Below are 18,665 nucleotides of genomic sequence, written 5' to 3'. Positions count from 1 at the left end.
TAGTGGTTTCCATAGTTGACTGAATGATGAGGAATTCAGCATGATCGTCGTGTCCCGCAGGCCGCCCTCATGGATGGCCGGGTCCGTTCAAACCCCACACTATAGTCGAGAGGCAGTTTGCATGTCGGAATCCATCGAAAACACCGGAGAGTCACAAAAGTTGACAGGAACGGTCAAGTGGTTCAATGACGCCAAGGGCTTTGGCTTCATTACCCCCGACAATGGGGGCGAAGACCTTTTCGCACATTTTTCATCCATCCAGATGAACGGCTTCAAAACCCTGAAAGAGGGGCAAAAGGTCGTTTTCGATATCGCGCAAGGTCCGAAAGGCAAACAAGCCTTGAACATCACTGCCGCCTGAAATACGGGGGCTGGATGCTCTTTTCCATTTTAACGCGATGCGGGGCCCCGGGCGGGCTCCGTTTTTTTATCCTTGTGCTCGCGGCAGGCCTGCTGCTCGCGGGCCGCCCCGCCCCGGCCCAGCCTCCGCTGCCGATCGTCACGCTGAACGTCGGCGGCCATGTCGTGCGGGCCGAATACGCTGCAGAGCCCCGGACGCTGAGCGAAGGGTTGATGCACCGGACCGCGCTGGCGGCCGACGCCGGCATGCTGTTCGAACTGGGCGAGCCGGATATTCATTGCTTCTGGATGAAGAACACTCTCATTGCCCTGTCGATCGCATTCATCGACCGGGACGGGCGTATCGTCGGCATTCAAGACATGCAGCCGCGCAGCCTGGCCCCGCATTGCCCGGCGGCGCCCATCACCCAGGCTCTGGAAATGAACCAGGGCTGGTTCGCCCGGGCCGGCGTGCGCCCGGGCGACCGCGTGACGCGCTGAAAAAAAACGGCGGGCGCATCGCTGCGCATCCGCCGTTGGCGCGGGCGCAAGCCCGCCTCGACCAGGGTCAGGCCAGATTGGCCGCCGCAAAGTCCCAGTTCACCAGGTTCCAGAAATTTTCCAGATACTTGGGACGGGCATTGCGATAGTCGATGTAGTAGGCGTGTTCCCACACATCACAGGTCAGCAGCGCCTTGTCGTCGGTATTGACGGTGGTGCCGGCGTTGCTGGTGTTGACGATGTCCAGGCTGCCGTCGGGTTTCTTGACCAACCAAGTCCAGCCGGAGCCGAAGTTGCCGGCGGCGGACTGGGTGAAGGCGGCCTTGAAGGCATCGACACTGCCCCACTTGGCCTCGATGGCCTGGCGCAGCGCGCCGGCGGGCTCGCCGCCGCCCTTGGGCGACAGGCTGTTCCAGTAAAAGGTGTGGTTCCAGACCTGAGCCGCGTTGTTGAACACGCCGCCGCTGGATTTGCGGATCACGTCTTCCAGACTCAGGGAGGCCAGCTCGGTGCCTTCGATCGCCTTGTTGAGGTTCGTCACGTAAGCCTGATGGTGCTTGCCGTAGTGATATTCCAGCGTTTCCTGGGAAATATGAGGGGCCAGTGCATCCATCGCATAGGGCAGCGGCGGCAGGGTAAAAGCCATGACAGTTCCTTCAAAAAAAATCGGTTCGGGTCACCTCGGCCTGGGCGCGGCCCTGGCCGAACTCGATCTCGATGGGCTCATGAATCTTCAAGTCTAACGCATTTTTGACGATCATCCCGTCGCCCCGGCGGACCAGTGCATAGCCCCGCCCCAGCACCCGGTGAGGGTCCAGCGCGCCCATGGCCGCCAGGACCGTATCCAGCCGCCGGTGGCGGCGCTGCAGCAAGACGTTCATGCCTGCGGACAGGCGCCCCAGCGCGTCCGAAGAGCGCCGGCCCCGCTCCAGAAAAAGAGGCCCCAGACCCGCCTGCAGCCGCCGCGTGGCAAACTCCAGGCGCTGGCGCCGCATCTGCAGACGCTGAGTCGGGGACACGAGCTGGGCGCGGGCCCGGTCCAGCCGGATGTTTGCGTGCTCCAGGCGCCGCCGCTGGCCTCGCACCAGCAGGGTGCGCGCGGCCAGCAAGCGGCCCAAGACCTGGCTGCGGTCCTCGCAGCACAGCTCCGCCGCCGCCGTCGGCGTGGGGGCGCGCAGATCAGCCACGAAATCGGCAATGGTGAAATCGGTCTCGTGCCCCACCCCGCTGATGACCGGCACAGGACAGGCGGCAATCCGGCGCGCCAATGCCTCATCATTGAAACACCACAGATCCTCCAGGCTGCCGCCGCCGCGCACCAGCAGCAGCGTATCGACCTCGGCCCGCCCGGCGGCGCGGTCCAGCGCGGCGCACAACTGCGGCACGGCATCGCGCCCCTGCACCTGGGACGGATAGAGGACGACCCGCACATGCGGCGCCCGCCGCGCCATGACGGACAATACATCGCGCAAGGCTGCCGCCGACAACGAGGTCACGACCCCTACCACCCGGGGCAGCGCCGGGAGCGGACGCCGCCGGGCCGGATCGATCAGGCCCTCGGCCGTGAGCTGGTCGCGCAGGCGTAAAAAGGCCTCATGCAGGTCTCCCCGGCCCGCCCGGCGCAGGGACTCGACCTGCACCTGGTAGTCGCCCCGAGGCTCGTACAAGGAGACCTGGACGCGAAACTCATACCGGCCGCCGACCTCGGGGACGAATCCCACTGCCTGGGCACGGCCCCGGAACATGACGGCGCGCACGGCGGCGGCCTCGTCCTTGATGGAAAAGTACCAGTGCCCGGAAGCGGCCCGGGTGAAATTGGAGATCTCGCCGGCCACCCACAGGCGCGGCACGCCCTCTTCCAGCAGTTGCGCCACCCGCCGATTGAGCTGCGTGACGGTCAGGACCGCGTCGCCGCCCGAAAAACCGCCCTCGGCGGGTCTTGGAACAGAAAAATTCATCGAAACCTATCCACAGAAGGCCCTGTTTTGTCAAACCCGCCTATTTTCGGGCTCATCAGAAGGGCTCATCAAAGTTCACTTCAAAAAATTCACGCAAGTCTTTGATTTTTAATAGATTGGAAATTTTTTGGGTGGTGTGCAAAAAATAACCAATCTAGTATGAAGGGCCATGAAACATGCGCATCCGGACTCTTGTGCACAGAATTATCCACAGAAATTGTGGATACAGTCCGGAAAGCCGCGCCCTGATTCAAATTCAGGCCTTAGAATACGCATTTGCGCCGACTACCGGCCCCGCACCCAAGGATCAGGACTGTGCTGGACATCATTCACGCGGCCGGCTGGCCGATCTGGCTGCTCATCGCCACCTCGGTCATCACGCTGGCGATCATCATAGAACGATTCGTTGCCCTGCGCGCGCGCCAGGTCATGCCCTCGGGCCTGCCCGAGCAAGTGCTCGAGCTCATCCGCCGCCAGCAGGACGAGCCCGACACCATTCTGCGCCTGGCCCGCGGCAGTCCCATGGGCCGCATCCTCGCCGAGATCGCCGCCCACCGCCACCAGGACGACGCCTGGCGGCTGGCCGCCGTCGAAGCCGTCGGCCGCGACGTATCCTGGCGCCTGAACCGCTATCTGCCCGCCTTGGCCACGATCTCCGTGATCGCGCCGCTGCTGGGGCTGTTCGGCACGGTGGTCGGCATGATCGAAATCTTCGGCGCCTACGATCCCGCCGGCGGCGATCCGGCGCAACTGGCGCACGGGATCTCGATCGCTCTGTACAACACGGGCTTCGGCATTCTGATCGCCATCCCCGCGCTGGCCTTCCACCGCTACTTCCGCTCCCGCGTCGAGTATTTCCTGCACACGATGGAGCGCGAGGCCGAAATCCTGAACCGCGTGATCAGCCGCCGCGCCACGACATGAACTTCCAACACCGCCGCGCCCACGACGAACCCGAGATCAACCTGATCCCGCTGATCGACGTGCTGCTGGTGATCCTGATCTTCCTGGCGGCCTCGACCTCCTTCACCCGTCACCGCCAGTTGCAGGTCGCCCTGCCCCAGGCACAGGCCGAGGCGCCGGACGCCTCGCCCTTCCTGGAATTGGCCATCAGCCGCGACGGCCTGTACGCGCTCGATGGGCACTACATCGACGCGGCGGACGACACCGCTCTGGCCAGCAGCCTGCGCCAGGCGGCCGCGGGCAAGCCGGACATCGCCCTGCGCATCGACGCCGACGGCCAGGCCGCGCACGCGGCCGTGGTTCGCGCCCTGGAAGCCGCCCGCCTGGCGCAGATCGGCCGGGTCCACTTCCTGACTCAGGCCCGTCCGTGAGCGCACGCACCCAGGCGCACCGCCCGGAGAGAGTCTCGTGAACCGCCGGCTGGAAGACTGCATGCTGGCGGCCTGGAGCGGGCGCGGGGGCCTCAGCACGCTGTTGCTGCCCCTGTCCTGGCTCTACGGCAGGCTGTCGGCGCGGCGCCTGCGCGCCCAGGCCCGCGGCGCCTGGAAGGCTCCTGTGCCGGTCGTGATCATCGGCAACATCCTGGTCGGCGGCACCGGCAAGACCCCCGTGACGATCGCCATTTGCCAGGCGCTCAAGGCCCGCGGCTGGCGCCCCGGCATCGTCAGCCGAGGCTACGGCGTCGCCATCGGGCCGCAAGCGCGCCTGAGCGACGGCGGCGGCGATGCCTCGCGCCTGGGCGACGAACCCGCACTGATCCATGCCGCAACCGGCGCACCGCTCGCCGTGCACCCCCGGCGCGCCCTGGCGGCGGCGGCCCTGCTGGCGAGCCATCCGGAGGTGGACGTGCTGATCGCCGACGACGGCCTGCAGCACACCGCCCTGGCCCGTGATCTGGAAATCATCGTCCAGGACGGACGCGGCGTCGGCAACGGCCGGCTGCTGCCGGCGGGCCCCCTGCGCGAACCGCCCGCACGCCTGGCGCAGGCCGACTGGCTGCTGACGCACCTGGCGCACGGCGAAACAAGCCCTACGCCCCCGCCAGGCTGCGCGCCGGACGCGCGGCGGATGATCGTCATGCGCCTGCAACCTGAAAGCGCCACGCATCTGGCCAGCGGACGCACCTTGCCTTGGGCCGACTGGCGGGCCGAACAAGGCGCGGCATCCTGCAGCGCGGCGGCCGGCATCGGCCGTCCCGAACGTTTCTTCGCCATGCTGCGCGCGACGGGCGTCGTCCTGTCGCAAACCCTGCGCATCCCCGACCATCAGGCCATCCCGGCCGACGCCCTTCGAGCCCTGCCGCCGGGGCCGGTACTGATCACGCCCAAGGACGCCGTGAAATGCGTCCGGCCCCACGACCCCCGGCTGTGGGTCGTGCGGGCGACCCCGGTGTTCTCCAAACCCGGCTGGCTGGATGACCTCGACCGGGCGTTGCGCGCCGCCGCATCCGGCCGCACGGCCCCTCCGCCTCCCGGCCACCCGCCGGCGCCGGGAAACCGGCGCAATCAACCGGCATGAACCGCCCAGCCGCACAAGCGCGGCAACAGGCATTACACTCTACGTTTAATCCCCCTCCCGAATCCACGCCCGCCCTATGGAAACCCGCCTGCTGCAGATCCTCGTCTGCCCCGTGTGCAAGAGCGCGCTGCGCCATGACCGCGAACGCCAGGAACTGGTCTGCTCCGCCGACCGCCTGGCTTATCCTATCCGCGACGGCGTGCCCATCATGCTGTCCGCCGAGGCCCGCCCGCTGGACGCGGCATCCACGCCTGCGGCGTAACTCGCCGGGCCGCCCCACATGAGCTTCACCGTCGTCATCCCGGCGCGCGCCGCATCCACCCGCCTCCCGGGCAAGCCGCTGCTCGACCTGGGCGGTTTGCCGATGGTGGTGCGCACCGCGCGGCAAGCCGCCCGCTCGGCGGCCGACCGGGTTCTGATCGCCACCGACCATGCGGATATCGCCCGCGTCGCGGCCGGGCACGGCATCGAAGTCCTGATGACGCGTCCAGACCACCCCACCGGCACCGACCGCCTGGCCGAGGTCGCCGCGATGCTGGCGCTGGAAGACGACGCCGTCGTGGTCAACGTCCAGGGCGACGAGCCGCTGATCGACCCTGGCCTGATCGACGCCGTGGCGGTGCTGCTGGCGCAACATCCCGATGCCGCCATCGCCACCTGCGCGGCCCCCATCCGCGACGTCGATACGCTGTTCGATCCGAACGCCGTCAAGGTCGTGCTCGGCGCCAACCATCGCGCCCTGTATTTTTCCCGCGCCCCGATTCCCTGGGCCCGCGACGCCCTGGCCGACGGCGGCCGGCGCCTGGCTCCCGGCCTGCCCGCCTGGCTTCATATCGGCCTGTACGCCTACCGCGCCGGCTTTCTGCGGCAATTCCCCGAACTGCCGCCCGGCCGGCTCGAACGGGTGGAATCCCTGGAACAGCTACGCGCCCTGGAGCAGGGCTTTCCCATCCTGGTCCACGTCACCGAAGCCGTCCCGGCGCGCGGGGTGGACACGCCTGAAGATCTGGCCCGGGTGCGCACCTTGTTCGACGGAGACAGCCCGCCCCCTGTCCCGGCCTGACCCCTGCAGGACTTGCTGCATTGCGGCATAATCGGAAAAATTTCAAAAATAGTGATTGATCGGAGGACATCATGCGTTTGATTCTGCTCGGCCCCCCGGGGGCAGGAAAAGGCACCCAGGCGGCCTACATCACCGAAGCGTTCGGCATCCCGCAGATCTCGACCGGCGACATGCTGCGCGCGGCGGTCAAGGCACAGACTCCGCTTGGCCTGGAAGCCAAGAAAATCATGGACAGCGGCGGCCTGGTCTCCGACGACATCATCATCGGGCTGGTGCAAGACCGCCTCCAGCAACCCGATTGCAAGGCAGGCTATCTGTTCGACGGCTTCCCGCGCACCATTCCCCAGGCCGATGCCCTGAAACACGCCCACGTGCCGCTGGACTACGTGATCGAGATCGCGGTGCCCGAGGAGCACATCATCGAGCGCATGAGCGGCCGGCGCGTGCACGTGGCCAGCGGCCGCACCTATCACGTCAAGTTCAATCCGCCCAGGCGCGAGGGCCTCGACGACGAGACCGGCGAACCCCTGATCCTGCGCGACGACGACCGCGAGGAAACCGTCCGGCACCGCCTGTCGGTCTATCGCGATCAGACCCGCCCGCTGGTGGACTACTACTCCGGCTGGGCCGCCACCGGCGACATCGAGGCGCCACGCTACGCCCAGATTTCGGGCGTGGGCTCGGTCGACGAAATCCGCGATCGGATTCTAGGCATCCTGCGCGCGCACCACGCCGCCTGACCCCCCACCAGACACCGCCCCATCATGGATATCCACAAGCAAGTCATCCTCATCACCGGCGGCGCCTCGGGCCTGGGGGCGGGCACGGCCCGCGCCATGGCCGCCCAGGGCGCGCGGGTGGTCCTGGCCGATGTCCAGGACGAAGCCGGACAGTCCCTGGCCGCCGAGCTCGGCCAGACCTACGTCCACTGCGACGTCACCTCCGAGGCCGACGCCCAGGCAGCCGTCGATGCCGCTGTCGCGCAAGGCACGCTGCGGGGCCTGGTCAACTGCGCCGGCATCGCGCCGGCAGCGCGCATCGTCGGCAAGTCCGGCCCGCACGAATTGGCCCTTTTCCGCCGCGTGATCGACATCAATCTGGTGGGCTCCTTCAACATGGCCCGGCTGGCCGCCCAAGCCATGTCGGCCAACGAACCGCAGGCGACCGGCGAGCGCGGCGTGCTCATCAACACCGCCTCGGTCGCCGCTTACGACGGCCAGATCGGCCAGTCCGCCTACGCCGCGTCCAAGGCCGGGATCGTGGGCATGACGCTGGCGATCGCGCGCGACCTGTCGCGCCTGGGCATCCGCTGCATGACCATCGCTCCGGGCATCTTCGGCACGCCCATGCTGTTCGGCATGCCCCAGGAAGTCCAGGACGCGCTGGCCGCCAGCGTGCCCTTCCCTTCACGCTTGGGCCGACCCGAGGATTACGCCCGGCTGGTCCTCTCGATCTTCGAGAACGACATGCTCAACGGCGAAACGATCCGGCTGGACGGCGCCATCCGCATGGCGCCGAAATGATTCCCGCCTTGCGGCCTGCATACTTCCCCCCCAGGAACGGCCTCTCAACCGCATGAGTCTGCTGCGTTCGGCCGCCACCATCAGCGGCCTGACCCTGTTTTCCCGCGTCACCGGCATGCTGCGCGACGTGCTCATCGCGTCGGTCTATGGCGCCGGGCCGCTGACGGACGCGTTCTGGGTCGCTTTCCGCATCCCCAATCTGCTGCGCCGACTGTTTGCCGAAGGCGCTTTTTCCCAGGCTTTCGTTCCCATTCTGGGCGAAGTCCGCCAACGCGGCGACCATGAAACCCTGCGCCGGCTGCTGGACCGGGTGGCACTGCTCCTGTTCGCCGTCCTGTGCGGCGTGACGCTCGCCGGCATGCTGGGGGCCGCCTGGGTCGTCACCGCCATGGCCAGCGGCATGCGCCATGCCGCCCGCGCTCACGAATTCGGCGAAGCCGTGTGGATGACGCGGATCATGTTTCCCTACATCATCTGCATGTCGCTGGTGGCGTTCGCCTCGGGCGTGCTCAACACCTTCAGCCGTTTCACGGTGCCTGCTTTCACACCGGTCTTGCTGAATCTGTCCATGATCGGCGCCAGCCTGCTGCTGTCGGACCGCATGGCCGAGCCCATCCACGCCCTGGCGGTGGGCGTCATGATCGGCGGCCTCCTGCAACTGGCCGTGCAATGGATCGCCCTGGGCCGCCTGGGCCTGCTGCCGCGCTGGGGGCAAGGTCTTCGGGCCGCATGGCGGGATCCGATGGTGCGGCGCATCCTGCGGCAGATGCTGCCCGCCACACTGGGGGTGTCGGTCGCCCAGTTGTCCCTGCTCATCAACACCAACATTGCCACCTGGCTTGCGCCGGGCAGCGTCACCTGGCTGTCCTTTGCCGACCGGCTGATGGAGTTTCCCACCGCACTGCTGGGCGTGGCCCTGGGCACAGTGCTGCTGCCCAGCCTGTCGGCCGCCCACGCCCGCCAGGATCACTCCGCCTACAACGCCCTGCTGGACTGGGGGCTGCGCCTGGTGCTGTTGCTGGGCCTGCCGGCGGCGCTGGGCATGGCCCTGTTGTCCGACGGGCTGGTTGCCGTCCTGTTCAACTACGGCGCCTTTTCTCCCGCCGACGTGGCGCAGACACGGCTGGCGGTGATGGCCTACGCCGTCGGCCTGCTCGGCCTGCTGGCCATCAAGATCCTGGCGCCCGGCTTCTACGCCAAGCAGGACATTCGCACCCCCGTGCGCATCGCCATCGCGGTGCTGATGTTCACCCAATTGATGAATCTGGTCCTGGTGCCCTGGCTGGCCCATGCCGGGCTGGCCCTGTCCATCGGCCTGGGCGCCAGCGTCAACGCGCTGACCCTGGTCACCCTGCTGCGCCGCCGGGGGCTGTATACGCCCCGTCCCGGCTGGCCCCGATTCTGCCTGCGCCTGCTGCCGGCCCTGGCCGCCCTGGCCGCCGTACTGTCTGCAGCCAGCCATCACCTGGACTGGATCGCCCTCGGCGCCCATCCAGGCCTGCGCGCCGCCTGGCTGGCCGCCGTGCTGACCGCAGCCGTTCTGGCATATTTCAGCGCCTTGTTTTTATTCGGTTTTCGCCCGAAAGACTTTACACGCCGTCACGCATAGGCTAGAATCGCTGTCTTTGACGCAACCCCGCATACAAATACTTTTATGGCCAATTCCGCTCAAGCCCGCAAGCGCGCCCGCCAGGCTGTCGCTCTCAACAAACACAATGCCAGCATGCGTTCGATGCTGCGCACCGCCATCAAGCGCGTGCGCCAGGCCATCGAAGCGGGCGACCAGACCGCCGCCAACGAAGTCTTCCGCAAGGCCACCGCTGTCATCGACCGCGTCGCCGACAAGCAAATCATCCACAAGAACAAGGCTGCCCGCCACAAGAGCCGCCTGTCGGCCGCGATCAAGGCCCTCGCCTGATCCAGGCCCGGGGGCTTGCGTAAATAAAAAGGACGCTTCGGCGTCCTTTTTATTTTGTCTTCATCTTGGGACTGCCGCACCTCCCCCACCTCGCGGCCTGCATGCCGCTCGGATTCGCCAGGCACAGGGCAGTCCATTAGGACTGCCCTGTGTCCTGGCTCATCCCAGCCGGCCTAGCAGGAGGAATTCCATCAGCGCCTTCTGTACATGCAAACGGTTCTCGGCTTCGTCCCAGACCACGCTTTGCGCCCCGTCGATGACTTCGCCGGTGACTTCTTCGCCCCGGTGGGCCGGCAGGCAATGCATGAACAAGGCATCGGTGTTGGCCGCCGCCATCATGCGGGCATCCACGCACCAGTCGGCGAAGGCCAGGCGGCGGGCCTCGTTTTCGGATTCGTAGCCCATGCTGGTCCAGACGTCCGTCGTGACCAGGTCCGCCCCCTTGCAGGCCTCCAGAGGGTCTTCGAATTCGCGCAGGACGGCGGCGGGCTGGCTGCCCACGCGCAGGGGATCCAGGCGATAGCCGGCCGGCGCCGAGACATGCAAGGTAAAGCCCAGCAAATCGGCCGCCTGCAGCCAGGTATAGGACATATTATTGGCATCGCCGATCCAGGCGACCGTCTTGCCCCGGATCGGGCCGCGATGTTCGATGAAGGTCAGGATGTCAGCCAGGATCTGGCAGGGATGGAATTCGTTGGTCAGGCCGTTGATGACCGGCACCCGGGAATGGGCCGCGAAGCGCTCGATCCGTGTCTGCTCGAACGTACGGATCATCACCAGGTCGACCATGCGCGAGATCACGCGCGCAGTATCCTCGATGGGTTCGGCGCGGCCCAGTTGGGAGCCTTCGGTGGTCAGGTAGATGACCGAACCGCCCAACTGATACATGCCGGCCTCGAACGACACCCGAGTGCGGGTACTGGCTTTTTCAAACACCATGGCCAGGTTGCGGTCGTGCAGCGTGTGATGCGGCAGATAGCGTTTGAACTTGTCCTTGATGAGGCGCGCCCGGTCGATGACATAGAGGATCTCGTCCTCTGAAAAATCACGCAGTTGCAAAAAGTGACGCAAAGGCCCGGTCGGATAGGCGGCAGACATGTCAAACCCTGAGTAAAACAACCATATTACCGTGCGCCCGGGACGCGCGCAAAACGCCTCGCCACCCCTGATCGGATACAATGCGCGGCGAGGGGGATGTCACCCGTCCTTGATTCCGCACACTGCCCTGCCCGCTGCACGAACGTACCGCACGGCTCATCAGGACGCGTCCCGGCTTTGGAACCACCACATGAGCGATCCTGTCCAGCATTTGATCATCCATGGCAAGACCCTGGAAGGCGAGCGGTTTCGGCCCAGCGACTGGGCCGAGCGCCTGGCGGGGGTCCTGTCCCAGTTCAGGCCGACCGGCTCCCTTGCCAACCCCCTGTCGTACTCTCCTTACGCCATGCCGCGCAGACTCGATGGCCTGCCCTGCGTCATGATCGACCACCGCCTGCGCGTGCTCGAGCCTTTGGCGTGGAAATTCGCCTGCGACTTCGCGGAAAGCAACCGGCTGCAGACCACGGACACCGCCGAACGCACCGACGATACCCCGGCTGGCTCTTCGGCCGCCTGAGCCGCCTTCGATCCGGCGGGCCGCCGCGCGGCGCTGGCCGGGCCACTCCACGGCGCCGCTGCGTGCCGGCGCAACCCGTGCCAGAATGTGCGCATGACAACCCTCGACCTGTTCGGCGACCTCGACCCCGGACGGCGTACCCGCCTGGGGCCGCAGGCCTGGGTGTTGCGCGGCTTCGCCTTGCCCCACCTCGACGCACTGCTGCCGGCCCTGGCCGGCATCGAAGCCGTTTCGCCCTTCCGCCACATGCAGACGCCAGGCGGCTTCACCATGTCCGCCGCCTTGAGCAATTGCGGCGCGCTCGGTTGGACAAGCGACCGGCATGGCTACCGCTACAGCCCCGTGGATCCTGGCAGCGGCAGGGCCTGGCCGCCCATGCCCGAAGTATTTCTACGCTTGGCAAGCGAGGCGGCCAGGGCGGCGGGATTCGAGCACTACACGCCTGACGCCTGCCTCATCAACCGCTACCTGCCCGGCGCCCGGATGTCTCTGCACCAGGACAAGAATGAACGCGATTTCAATGCGCCCATCGTCTCCGTATCGCTGGGCATGAGCGCCATTTTCCTGTTCGGCGGCCACGCGCGCACCGACAAGGCCGCCCGGGTGCCGCTGCACCATGGGGACATCGCCGTCTGGGGCGGAGAGGACCGGCTGCGCTACCATGGCATCCTGCCGTTGAGCGGACCACCCCACCCGCAGCAAGGCTGCCAGCGCACCAACCTCACGTTCCGCAAGGCGGGCTGAAGGCGCGCGGCATGCTCCTCGGTTCCGAATGCGCATGCATCCGCATGCCGATCCTCTTTCATCGCAAGAAACGGAGTGCCGGCCACGACGATTCCGCCTAAGCTGACAGGCATCGCAACACCTCAGGACGACGCCATGAACGCCTTTCCTCCCGCCCCGGACACGCCTGAAACCGCTTCAAGCGCCCGCGATGCGGATCGGCAGTCCGTACGCGCCAGGGCGCCCCGTGCCGCTGCGGCACAAGCCCGCCACGCCGCCGTGACGGCGCAGGCCTGCCGCCTCATCGAAGCTTCCGACACCCCGCCGGCGCTGGGGACACTGGCCGCGCACGCCGGCATGAGCCCCTACCACTTTCACCGCGTTTTCAAAGCAGAAACAGGGTTGACGCCGAAAGCCTATGCCGCCGCCTTTCGCGCGCGCCGCCTGCGCGAAGCGCTGGCCACCGCCACCGGATCCGTCACGGACGCGATCTACCGCGCGGGTTTCAACGCCAGCAGCCGCTACTACGAAACCGCCGGGCAAGTGCTCGGCATGCGCGCCCGGGAGTATCGCGCCGGAGGCGCGGGCGCCGAAATTCGTTTTGCCGTCGGGCAATGCACGCTGGGCGCCATCCTGGTCGCGCAAAGCAGGATCGGCCTGTGCGCGATCCTGCTGGGCAACGATCCGGACCGCTTGGTCAGGGATCTGCAAGATCAATTCCCGCGGGCCGATCTGATCGGCGGCGACCCCGATTTCGAACGGCTGGTCGCGCGGGTGGTGGGTTTCGTCGAGGCGCCCGCCATCGGCCTGGACTTGCCGCTGGATGTGCGCGGCACCGCCTTTCAGCAACGTGTCTGGCAGGCGCTGCGCGGCATCCCGCCGGGCGAGACCGCCAGCTATGCCGAGATCGCCGCGCGCATCGGCGCACCCAAGGCGGCCCGCGCCGTGGCGCGGGCTTGCGCCACCAATCCCCTGGCCGTCGCCATCCCCTGCCACCGCGTCGTGCGGCGCGACGGCGGCCTATCGGGTTATCGCTGGGGCGTGGCGCGCAAACACGAACTCTTGCGACGCGAAGCGGCCGCAATATGAACAGGGCTCCGAAAGGAGCCCTGTTGCGCACCGCCATCCGGAAGCCTCCCGGCGGATCACTTCACCGGCGGGTCCTGCTTCAACTGGGGAATGTCCGATTGGCCGGTCTTGGTCAGCAGGCCCGTCTGGGTATAGGTGAACAGCTTGGCGCGCGTGTCCACGATGTCCAGGTTGCGCATCGTCAACTGGCCGATGCGGTCCAGCGGCGAGAACATGGACTCGCCCTTTTCCATCGTCAGGCGGTCGGGGTGGTAAGTGAGGTTGGGCGAGCGCGTATCCAGGATGGAATAATCGTTGCCCCGCCGCAGTTCCAGGGCGACCTCGCCGGTGATGGCGCGCGCCACCCAGCGCTGGGCGGTTTCGCGCAGCATGATGGCCTGGGGGTCGAACCAGCGGCCCTGGTACAGCAGGCGGCCCAGGCGCAGGCCGTTGATGCGGTACTGTTCGATCGTATCCTCGTTGTGGATGCCGGTCACCAGGCGTTCATAGGCGGCATGCAGCAGCGCCATGCCCGGGGCCTCGTAGATGCCGCGGCTCTTGGCTTCGATGATGCGGTTCTCGATCTGATCGCTCATGCCCAGGCCATGGCGCCCGCCGATGCGATTGGCCTCCAGCAACAGTTCGACCGGATCGGCGTATTCCACGCCGTTCAGGGCCACCGGCTGGCCCTGCTCGAAGCGCACCGTGACTTCCTCGGCCTTGACCTCGACCTCGGGTTTCCAGAACGCCACGCCCATGATGGGCTGGACGATGCGGATGCCGGAGTCCAGGTGCTCCAGATCCTTGGCCTCGTGCGTGGCCCCCAGCATGTTGGAGTCCGTGGAATAGGCTTTTTCCGCCGACATCTTGTAGTCGAAGCCGTTTTCCCGCATGTACTGGGACATCTCGGCGCGGCCGCCCAGTTCGTCGATGAACTGCTGATCCAGCCAGGGCTTGTAGATTTTCAGGTCAGGATTGGTCAGCAGGCCATAGCGGTAGAAGCGCTCGATATCATTGCCCTTGAAGGTGCTGCCGTCGCCCCAGATATGGACGTCGTCCTCGCGCATGGCCGACACCAGCATCGTGCCCGTCACGGCGCGGCCGATGGGCGTGGTGTTGAAGTACGTGACTCCGCCGGTGGCAATATGGAAAGCATTGCATTGCAGCGCGGCGATGCCCTCGGCCACCAATTGCGCCCTGCAATCCACCAGACGCGCGCCTTGGGCGCCGTAGCGCAAGGCCTTGCGGGGGATCTCGTCGTAGTCCGGCTCGTCGGGCTGCCCCAGATTGGCCGTATAGGCGAAGGGCAGCGCGCCCTTGTTCTTCATCCACAACAGCGCGGCGCTGGTGTCCAGCCCGCCCGAGAAGGCGATGCCGACCTTCTGCCCGATCGGCAGATTTTCAAGAATGGTTGTGCTCATGGGGGTCCGGAGAAGCCTGAAGAAGAAATCAATCCGGCATTATATCGTCCGCGGCGGCGCTTCCCGGCCCCCGCGCCCGGCGCACGCCGGGTGCCGCGCCCTCTTCTGCATGCGCCACCCGCACGGCGTCACCCCAAGGTCTCGTCGAGCCAGTCCAGGGCCACCGCCGCGGAATAGGCCAGATTGCCCACCTGGCAATGCGCATCGGCGCCTTCCACCGCGGTGAACAAGCGGGGCGTGCAAGCCCCTCCGACGGCATCCTGGAAGGCCTGCCATTGCCGCAAGGGCTCGGCACCCTCCCCATCGCCCACCAGGGCCAGCGACGGGCAACGGATGGCGGCCAGCGCCTGCGGCTCCAGCCTGAAATCCCGGATCCGGCTGTAGGTCTCGACGAACGTCGGCCGGCCGAAACGCAGCATCAGGTTGCGCGACATTGCGCGTTGCTGGGCGCTCATCACCGTATCGGGAATGTGCTCTAGATCGGCCACGCTGAAATCATCCGAGGCGGGCAGCGCGGCCGGATCCAGCCCGATGAAGGACGTCATGTAGGCGTGCAGGTCGATGATCGGTGAATTCGGGATGAGCGCCCGGATTCGCGGTTCGTACGCGGCGATGCGGGATGCAAAATAGCCGCCGAAACTGATTCCCATCAGCGCCACGCGGCGTGGATCCACGCCCGGTTGCGCCAGGATGTAGTCGACCGCCTGGCGCCCGGCCTGCTCGAAATCCGGCGCGAAGTGGCTGGAGGCATTGAAGCGCCAAGTATCCATCTGGCCCGGACCGGTGAACAGCATCAGGTCGTAGCCGCGCTCCAGTGCCGGGCGGCCATAGGCCAGGTAGGATTCCTCAAGCGTGCCGTCAAAGCCGCTGACGATCATCAGCACGCGGTCGCCCGCACCCCGCGCGCCGCGGATGTGGTAGGCGGGCAAACGCAAGCCCGCTTGCGAGAACCAAAGCTCCGCGCAGGGCGCCCGATCCCATTGCATGGCCTGCAGAAAAGCCTGGCGGCTCGCCAGGCCGTACTCCCGGTGGCGGGGGTCGTCCACGGGGCAATAGTATTCCGCCGCGCGATAACTGTTGCAGGCCACCAGATACTGATCCCGGGCACTGACCGCATGCCCTTTGGCGGCTCGCGCCGCGGCGTCTTCGCATTGGCGCCGGCCTGTTTCGGCAAAATCCTGGATCCATGCGGCCGGGTCGGCATCGCGGATCCGCGCCGCGGCCGCCAGGCATTCCCCGATCGAGGCGCCGCCGTAACGCGCCGAGCCCAGATGGCGCATGAGCTGGTGATCCATCTCAGGGTCGCCGAATCCCCGCACCCGCGTCTGCCCGCGCTCCAGCGCTTCGCCCATCGCCCCTCCCTTGCCGCACTGCCGGCCTGCCGTTCATTGGTCTTTTTGCCCGGGCCGCTTCCACGACGCCGGCGCCGGGCACCTCCATGCTACTGGAGCGCAATCCCGATGCCTACCCTCGCCCCAGAAGCAGCTTGGGTAAATGGACGGCTTTCGCTTGTGCCTGATTTTCTGTGCTAGAATGCACGTCTTTCGGGGACGTAGCTCAGCTGGGAGAGCGTCGCGTTCGCAATGCGAAGGTCGGGAGTTCGATCCTCCTCGTCTCCACCAAACACCACGCCTGACAGTTCTCTGTCGGGCGTTTTGTTTTGGTGGATCCCCGCGTGGCGTGGCGCTCTCGCGGTTGTGCGTATGCCATGGGCACCTGGTCACCACACCCATTTCTGACGGTTCGCCCCTCTTTCTCTCTCAGTTTCTCAGAAAAATATCGCGAACCTGTTGCCGGTAGCACAGGCAGAAGGCCCGCTGGATCAACAAGATAGGCGTGACAGAAATATCGCAGTTCATCTTATCCGGTGCATGAGCAAGCGATAAGATCAAGAACAACACGCCATCGGGAGGGGACCTGCCACGAATCTTCTTGTTGCTCCTGACGAGTACAATGCCGCGCTCCGTACTATCGCTGCTCATGCGGAGATCAGACTATAAGACCCATCAAGTTAGACGGCAGCACTACAGATTATTTTGAGTCTGTGCCACAAAGCCGATGAGTCCGTGGCCGACACAATGACCTATGCCATTGGTCAACTGGCAGACATTCTGGGCTCTACTGTCGCCTTACCTTGACAATTACAACAGTTACCCCCTCGGCAGCGGGGAATGACGAACAGCCACAGATGGTTGCCGAGAGTCCTCGACAAACCTATCCAGGTCATCACACAGCCGGAGTTGCTCATCAAGGGCTGCTTCGTAACATCTCACTTTAGATAAGGCCCGCTCGCCATTTGGTTTACCAAACGACCGCAGCAGCACTCTATATCTGTGAAGATTCACTCTGATCGCAGCATTCGCTGCGAGCAAGCCTTCTTGGCTGAAACCACCCGCATTCAACAACTTAAACGGGAAAATAGCGGCTCCCTCGGGGATTCTTCGAACCATTCGGTTGAACATTTCTGATACACATCGATCTGACTGGCTATCAAAGTACTCCAAGACTACGGGTGCAATTTCAACAAATGGCGTTGACCACTCCTCGTCCGCCTCATCGGAAAATATCGAAACTTTCCCTTCCCTGCTATACGCCTCTTGATATGCAGGCCCGATGACCTGTCGCTCCGTGTGATAAACCTCACCCCGAGTGATATATCCCCTGCACAGAACTCCCTTAGCCAAGAGCCTAAGGACGGATCCCCAACAGTAGTGAGTCAAATTTATCAGTCCTGCTGAAGATATCTCACTAGAAATGATCACGCAGTCGGATATCTGGGTCACCTGAAAATCCAAATCCTCACGAACTCGTGGGGCCGCAGGACAGCACGTTGGTCCGTAGCTGCCACGCATATACTGATCTACTGGTGGCCCAAGCTTCCCAGTCAAACGCAAGATATCGTCTAAGGACACGCCATCCCGGCACGAGGCTCTGTTGACCAAACTTTTAAAGCCAAGAATGTCAACGAACGCCACAAACTTATCCGAGAACTCTGACACTTCTCTCTCCTATGCCGTACTGACGTTTCGTGCACACGGCAGAGCGTACAACCCTTCCCTGTTGTTGACTTCCACCAGAACGTCGAACGCCCGACGAGCCAAAGCATGGTTCGGGTGTTTAAACAGATCGCCGGGTTTCGTGCTTGTGCTCCCTGCCGCCTGCATCACACGCTGACCCGGTACCGATTTCCCCTTCAATTGCCACAGCGCCTTGAAAATTGCCGCCTGCATCGGTGTCAGCCGGATCGGGGATCCCTGAATTTCAGGCGTAGTAACCCATCGAAAATCTTCCGAGAATGGCCCATAGACCGGCAAGGTGGGATCTACTGATGCCGCCAGATCCACAGAAAGAGACGTTGATGAACATTCGGGCTGGCCAATAGCCGATATCCCATCTCCATACAGAATAAAGCGCTCCTGTAATCGGAGCCACTGAACGCTGGCACCAAACGGGACTCCCTGGACGTCAGATGCAGTCGGCGTAATCAACTGCGTCGTGCCACACGCCACACGCACACGATCCAGCAGGCCTGGGACCTTCAAAATACGCATGATGTCTCTGGCCAGCACGACTGGGGCCTTGCGTATATCTCCGATGCGCCAGACCCCATCGGCCAACTGATCGATCCCGTCATGGCTCTGAATCTCGAGCGCCCGCCGCAACGAGCGCTGCATCCAGTCATCGTCGATCTGCCAGGCTTCGAAATCATCGGCCCCAACCTCCACTGGCCCACACTCTGGGCAGCGACCGATTCGACCATCGCCCATGCTCAGCACTTGGACGCGATGATTGCTGCAGTAGGGGCACAGCACCGTTCCGTCACCGGCAGCGACGCGTTTGACCGCCTTGCCCAGGGATTTGAGGGCCGCCCGATCTGCCTGCGACAACAGTCCAGATCGGACGGGAACTCCGCTCTCAAATAACCGGCAGGCGAGAAGCCACGCGGCATGAACCGACATTGCCGCGCCTTCAGTTCAGATCGTCACCTACGTCGTCATCCCCGTCCTGCCTGAATCACACCGGGTTTTCAGGAGGCTTCGATTCTTGAGAGAATG

20 protein-coding genes and 1 tRNA gene are annotated in these 18,665 nt (G+C 65.1%); 15 read left to right on the top strand and 6 right to left on the bottom strand.

Translation table 11 applies throughout. The features are described 5' to 3' along the window. The first annotated feature begins 121 nt into the window (after window positions 1-121). Complete coding sequence (locus ABRZ00_RS11030; protein WP_043683009.1) at window positions 122-361, top strand: cold-shock protein; 240 nt, start codon at window positions 122-124, stop codon at window positions 359-361. 74 nt (window positions 362-435) lie between these two features. Further along, entirely contained in the window at window positions 436-840 is a 405-nt protein-coding gene (locus ABRZ00_RS11025) for a DUF192 domain-containing protein (RefSeq protein WP_368642000.1), read from the top strand. A gap of 67 nt (window positions 841-907) precedes the next feature. Here ABRZ00_RS11025 and sodB read toward each other — a convergent pair whose 3' ends face one another. Together sodB and xseA are read right to left on the bottom strand one after the other, a co-directional pair. Beyond that, on the bottom strand, window positions 908-1,486 hold the full coding sequence (gene sodB, locus ABRZ00_RS11020) for a superoxide dismutase [Fe] (RefSeq protein WP_368642001.1): 579 nt from the start codon (window positions 1,484-1,486) through the stop codon (window positions 908-910). Window positions 1,487-1,496: 10 nt separating this feature from the next. After that, window positions 1,497-2,798, bottom strand: a complete 1,302-nt coding sequence (xseA, locus tag ABRZ00_RS11015; protein ID WP_368642002.1) for an exodeoxyribonuclease VII large subunit — start codon at window positions 2,796-2,798, stop codon at window positions 1,497-1,499. Between the two features lie 315 nt (window positions 2,799-3,113). On the opposite strand from xseA, the gene ABRZ00_RS11010 reads away from it, so the two are divergent. From ABRZ00_RS11010 to rpsT, 9 genes are all read left to right on the top strand, one after another. Further along, a complete protein-coding gene (locus ABRZ00_RS11010) occupies window positions 3,114-3,722 on the top strand; it encodes a MotA/TolQ/ExbB proton channel family protein (protein ID WP_343839228.1) in 609 nt (202 codons plus the stop codon). After that, a complete protein-coding gene (locus tag ABRZ00_RS11005) occupies window positions 3,719-4,132 on the top strand; it encodes a biopolymer transporter ExbD (RefSeq protein ID WP_343839226.1) in 414 nt (137 codons plus the stop codon). Before ABRZ00_RS11010 ends, ABRZ00_RS11005 begins: the two co-directional genes overlap by 4 nt. A gap of 37 nt (window positions 4,133-4,169) precedes the next feature. Then, complete coding sequence (gene lpxK / locus ABRZ00_RS11000; protein ID WP_343839223.1) at window positions 4,170-5,279, top strand: tetraacyldisaccharide 4'-kinase; 1,110 nt, start codon at window positions 4,170-4,172, stop codon at window positions 5,277-5,279. Between the two features lie 76 nt (window positions 5,280-5,355). Beyond that, a complete protein-coding gene (locus ABRZ00_RS10995; RefSeq protein WP_343839221.1) occupies window positions 5,356-5,541 on the top strand; it encodes a Trm112 family protein in 186 nt (61 codons plus the stop codon). An 18-nt stretch (window positions 5,542-5,559) separates the two neighbouring features. Then, window positions 5,560-6,342, top strand: coding sequence for a 3-deoxy-manno-octulosonate cytidylyltransferase (kdsB, locus tag ABRZ00_RS10990; RefSeq protein ID WP_343839219.1), 783 nt, complete (start codon window positions 5,560-5,562; stop codon window positions 6,340-6,342). Window positions 6,343-6,413: 71 nt separating this feature from the next. After that, window positions 6,414-7,082 carry an adenylate kinase gene (adk, locus tag ABRZ00_RS10985; protein WP_343839217.1) on the top strand — a complete coding sequence of 223 codons (669 nt, stop codon included), beginning with the start codon at window positions 6,414-6,416 and terminating at the stop codon, window positions 7,080-7,082. 24 nt (window positions 7,083-7,106) lie between these two features. Further along, on the top strand, window positions 7,107-7,865 hold the full coding sequence (locus tag ABRZ00_RS10980) for a 3-hydroxyacyl-CoA dehydrogenase (RefSeq protein ID WP_368642003.1): 759 nt from the start codon (window positions 7,107-7,109) through the stop codon (window positions 7,863-7,865). Window positions 7,866-7,917: 52 nt separating this feature from the next. Further along, complete coding sequence (murJ, locus tag ABRZ00_RS10975) at window positions 7,918-9,474, top strand: murein biosynthesis integral membrane protein MurJ (RefSeq protein ID WP_343839213.1); 1,557 nt, start codon at window positions 7,918-7,920, stop codon at window positions 9,472-9,474. Between the two features lie 45 nt (window positions 9,475-9,519). Beyond that, window positions 9,520-9,783, top strand: coding sequence for a 30S ribosomal protein S20 (gene rpsT / locus ABRZ00_RS10970; protein ID WP_343839211.1), 264 nt, complete (start codon window positions 9,520-9,522; stop codon window positions 9,781-9,783). Between the two features lie 159 nt (window positions 9,784-9,942). Here the strand turns inward: rpsT and argF are convergent, their stop codons facing one another. Beyond that, window positions 9,943-10,881, bottom strand: coding sequence for an ornithine carbamoyltransferase (gene argF / locus ABRZ00_RS10965; RefSeq protein ID WP_343839209.1), 939 nt, complete (start codon window positions 10,879-10,881; stop codon window positions 9,943-9,945). A gap of 190 nt (window positions 10,882-11,071) precedes the next feature. Between argF and ABRZ00_RS10960 the strand changes: the two genes are divergently transcribed. The 3 genes from ABRZ00_RS10960 to ada all read left to right on the top strand — a co-directional run bounded on the left by ABRZ00_RS10960 (window position 11,072) and on the right by ada (window position 13,210). After that, a complete protein-coding gene (locus tag ABRZ00_RS10960) occupies window positions 11,072-11,398 on the top strand; it encodes a DUF3579 domain-containing protein (RefSeq protein ID WP_343839207.1) in 327 nt (108 codons plus the stop codon). Between the two features lie 93 nt (window positions 11,399-11,491). Continuing rightward, window positions 11,492-12,142 (top strand): DNA oxidative demethylase AlkB, encoded by a 651-nt coding sequence (gene alkB / locus ABRZ00_RS10955; RefSeq protein WP_343839205.1) that lies wholly within the window; start codon window positions 11,492-11,494, stop codon window positions 12,140-12,142. A 135-nt stretch (window positions 12,143-12,277) separates the two neighbouring features. Beyond that, window positions 12,278-13,210: a bifunctional DNA-binding transcriptional regulator/O6-methylguanine-DNA methyltransferase Ada gene (gene ada, locus ABRZ00_RS10950; RefSeq protein ID WP_343839203.1), complete on the top strand. Its 933-nt coding sequence runs from the start codon at window positions 12,278-12,280 to the stop codon at window positions 13,208-13,210. A gap of 56 nt (window positions 13,211-13,266) precedes the next feature. Here ada and argG read toward each other — a convergent pair whose 3' ends face one another. Beyond that, entirely contained in the window at window positions 13,267-14,610 is a 1,344-nt protein-coding gene (gene argG, locus ABRZ00_RS10945; protein WP_343839201.1) for an argininosuccinate synthase, read from the bottom strand. Window positions 14,611-14,738: 128 nt separating this feature from the next. Then, entirely contained in the window at window positions 14,739-15,962 is a 1,224-nt protein-coding gene (locus ABRZ00_RS10940; RefSeq protein ID WP_343839199.1) for a prolyl oligopeptidase family serine peptidase, read from the bottom strand. A 194-nt stretch (window positions 15,963-16,156) separates the two neighbouring features. Between ABRZ00_RS10940 and ABRZ00_RS10935 the strand changes: the two genes are divergently transcribed. After that, window positions 16,157-16,232, top strand: a tRNA-Ala gene (locus ABRZ00_RS10935). 1,386 nt (window positions 16,233-17,618) lie between these two features. Here the strand turns inward: ABRZ00_RS10935 and ABRZ00_RS10930 are convergent. Continuing rightward, on the bottom strand, window positions 17,619-18,497 hold the full coding sequence (locus ABRZ00_RS10930; RefSeq protein WP_368644271.1) for a hypothetical protein: 879 nt from the start codon (window positions 18,495-18,497) through the stop codon (window positions 17,619-17,621). Between the last annotated feature and the right edge of the window lie 168 nt (window positions 18,498-18,665).

Origin of the sequence: Castellaniella ginsengisoli (assembly GCF_040955415.1) — a bacterium.
GTDB lineage: Bacteria > Pseudomonadota > Gammaproteobacteria > Burkholderiales > Burkholderiaceae_B > Castellaniella > Castellaniella ginsengisoli.
The sequence above is the reverse complement of the archived record's forward strand: the minus strand, read 5'-3'. Positions and strand labels throughout refer to the sequence as shown.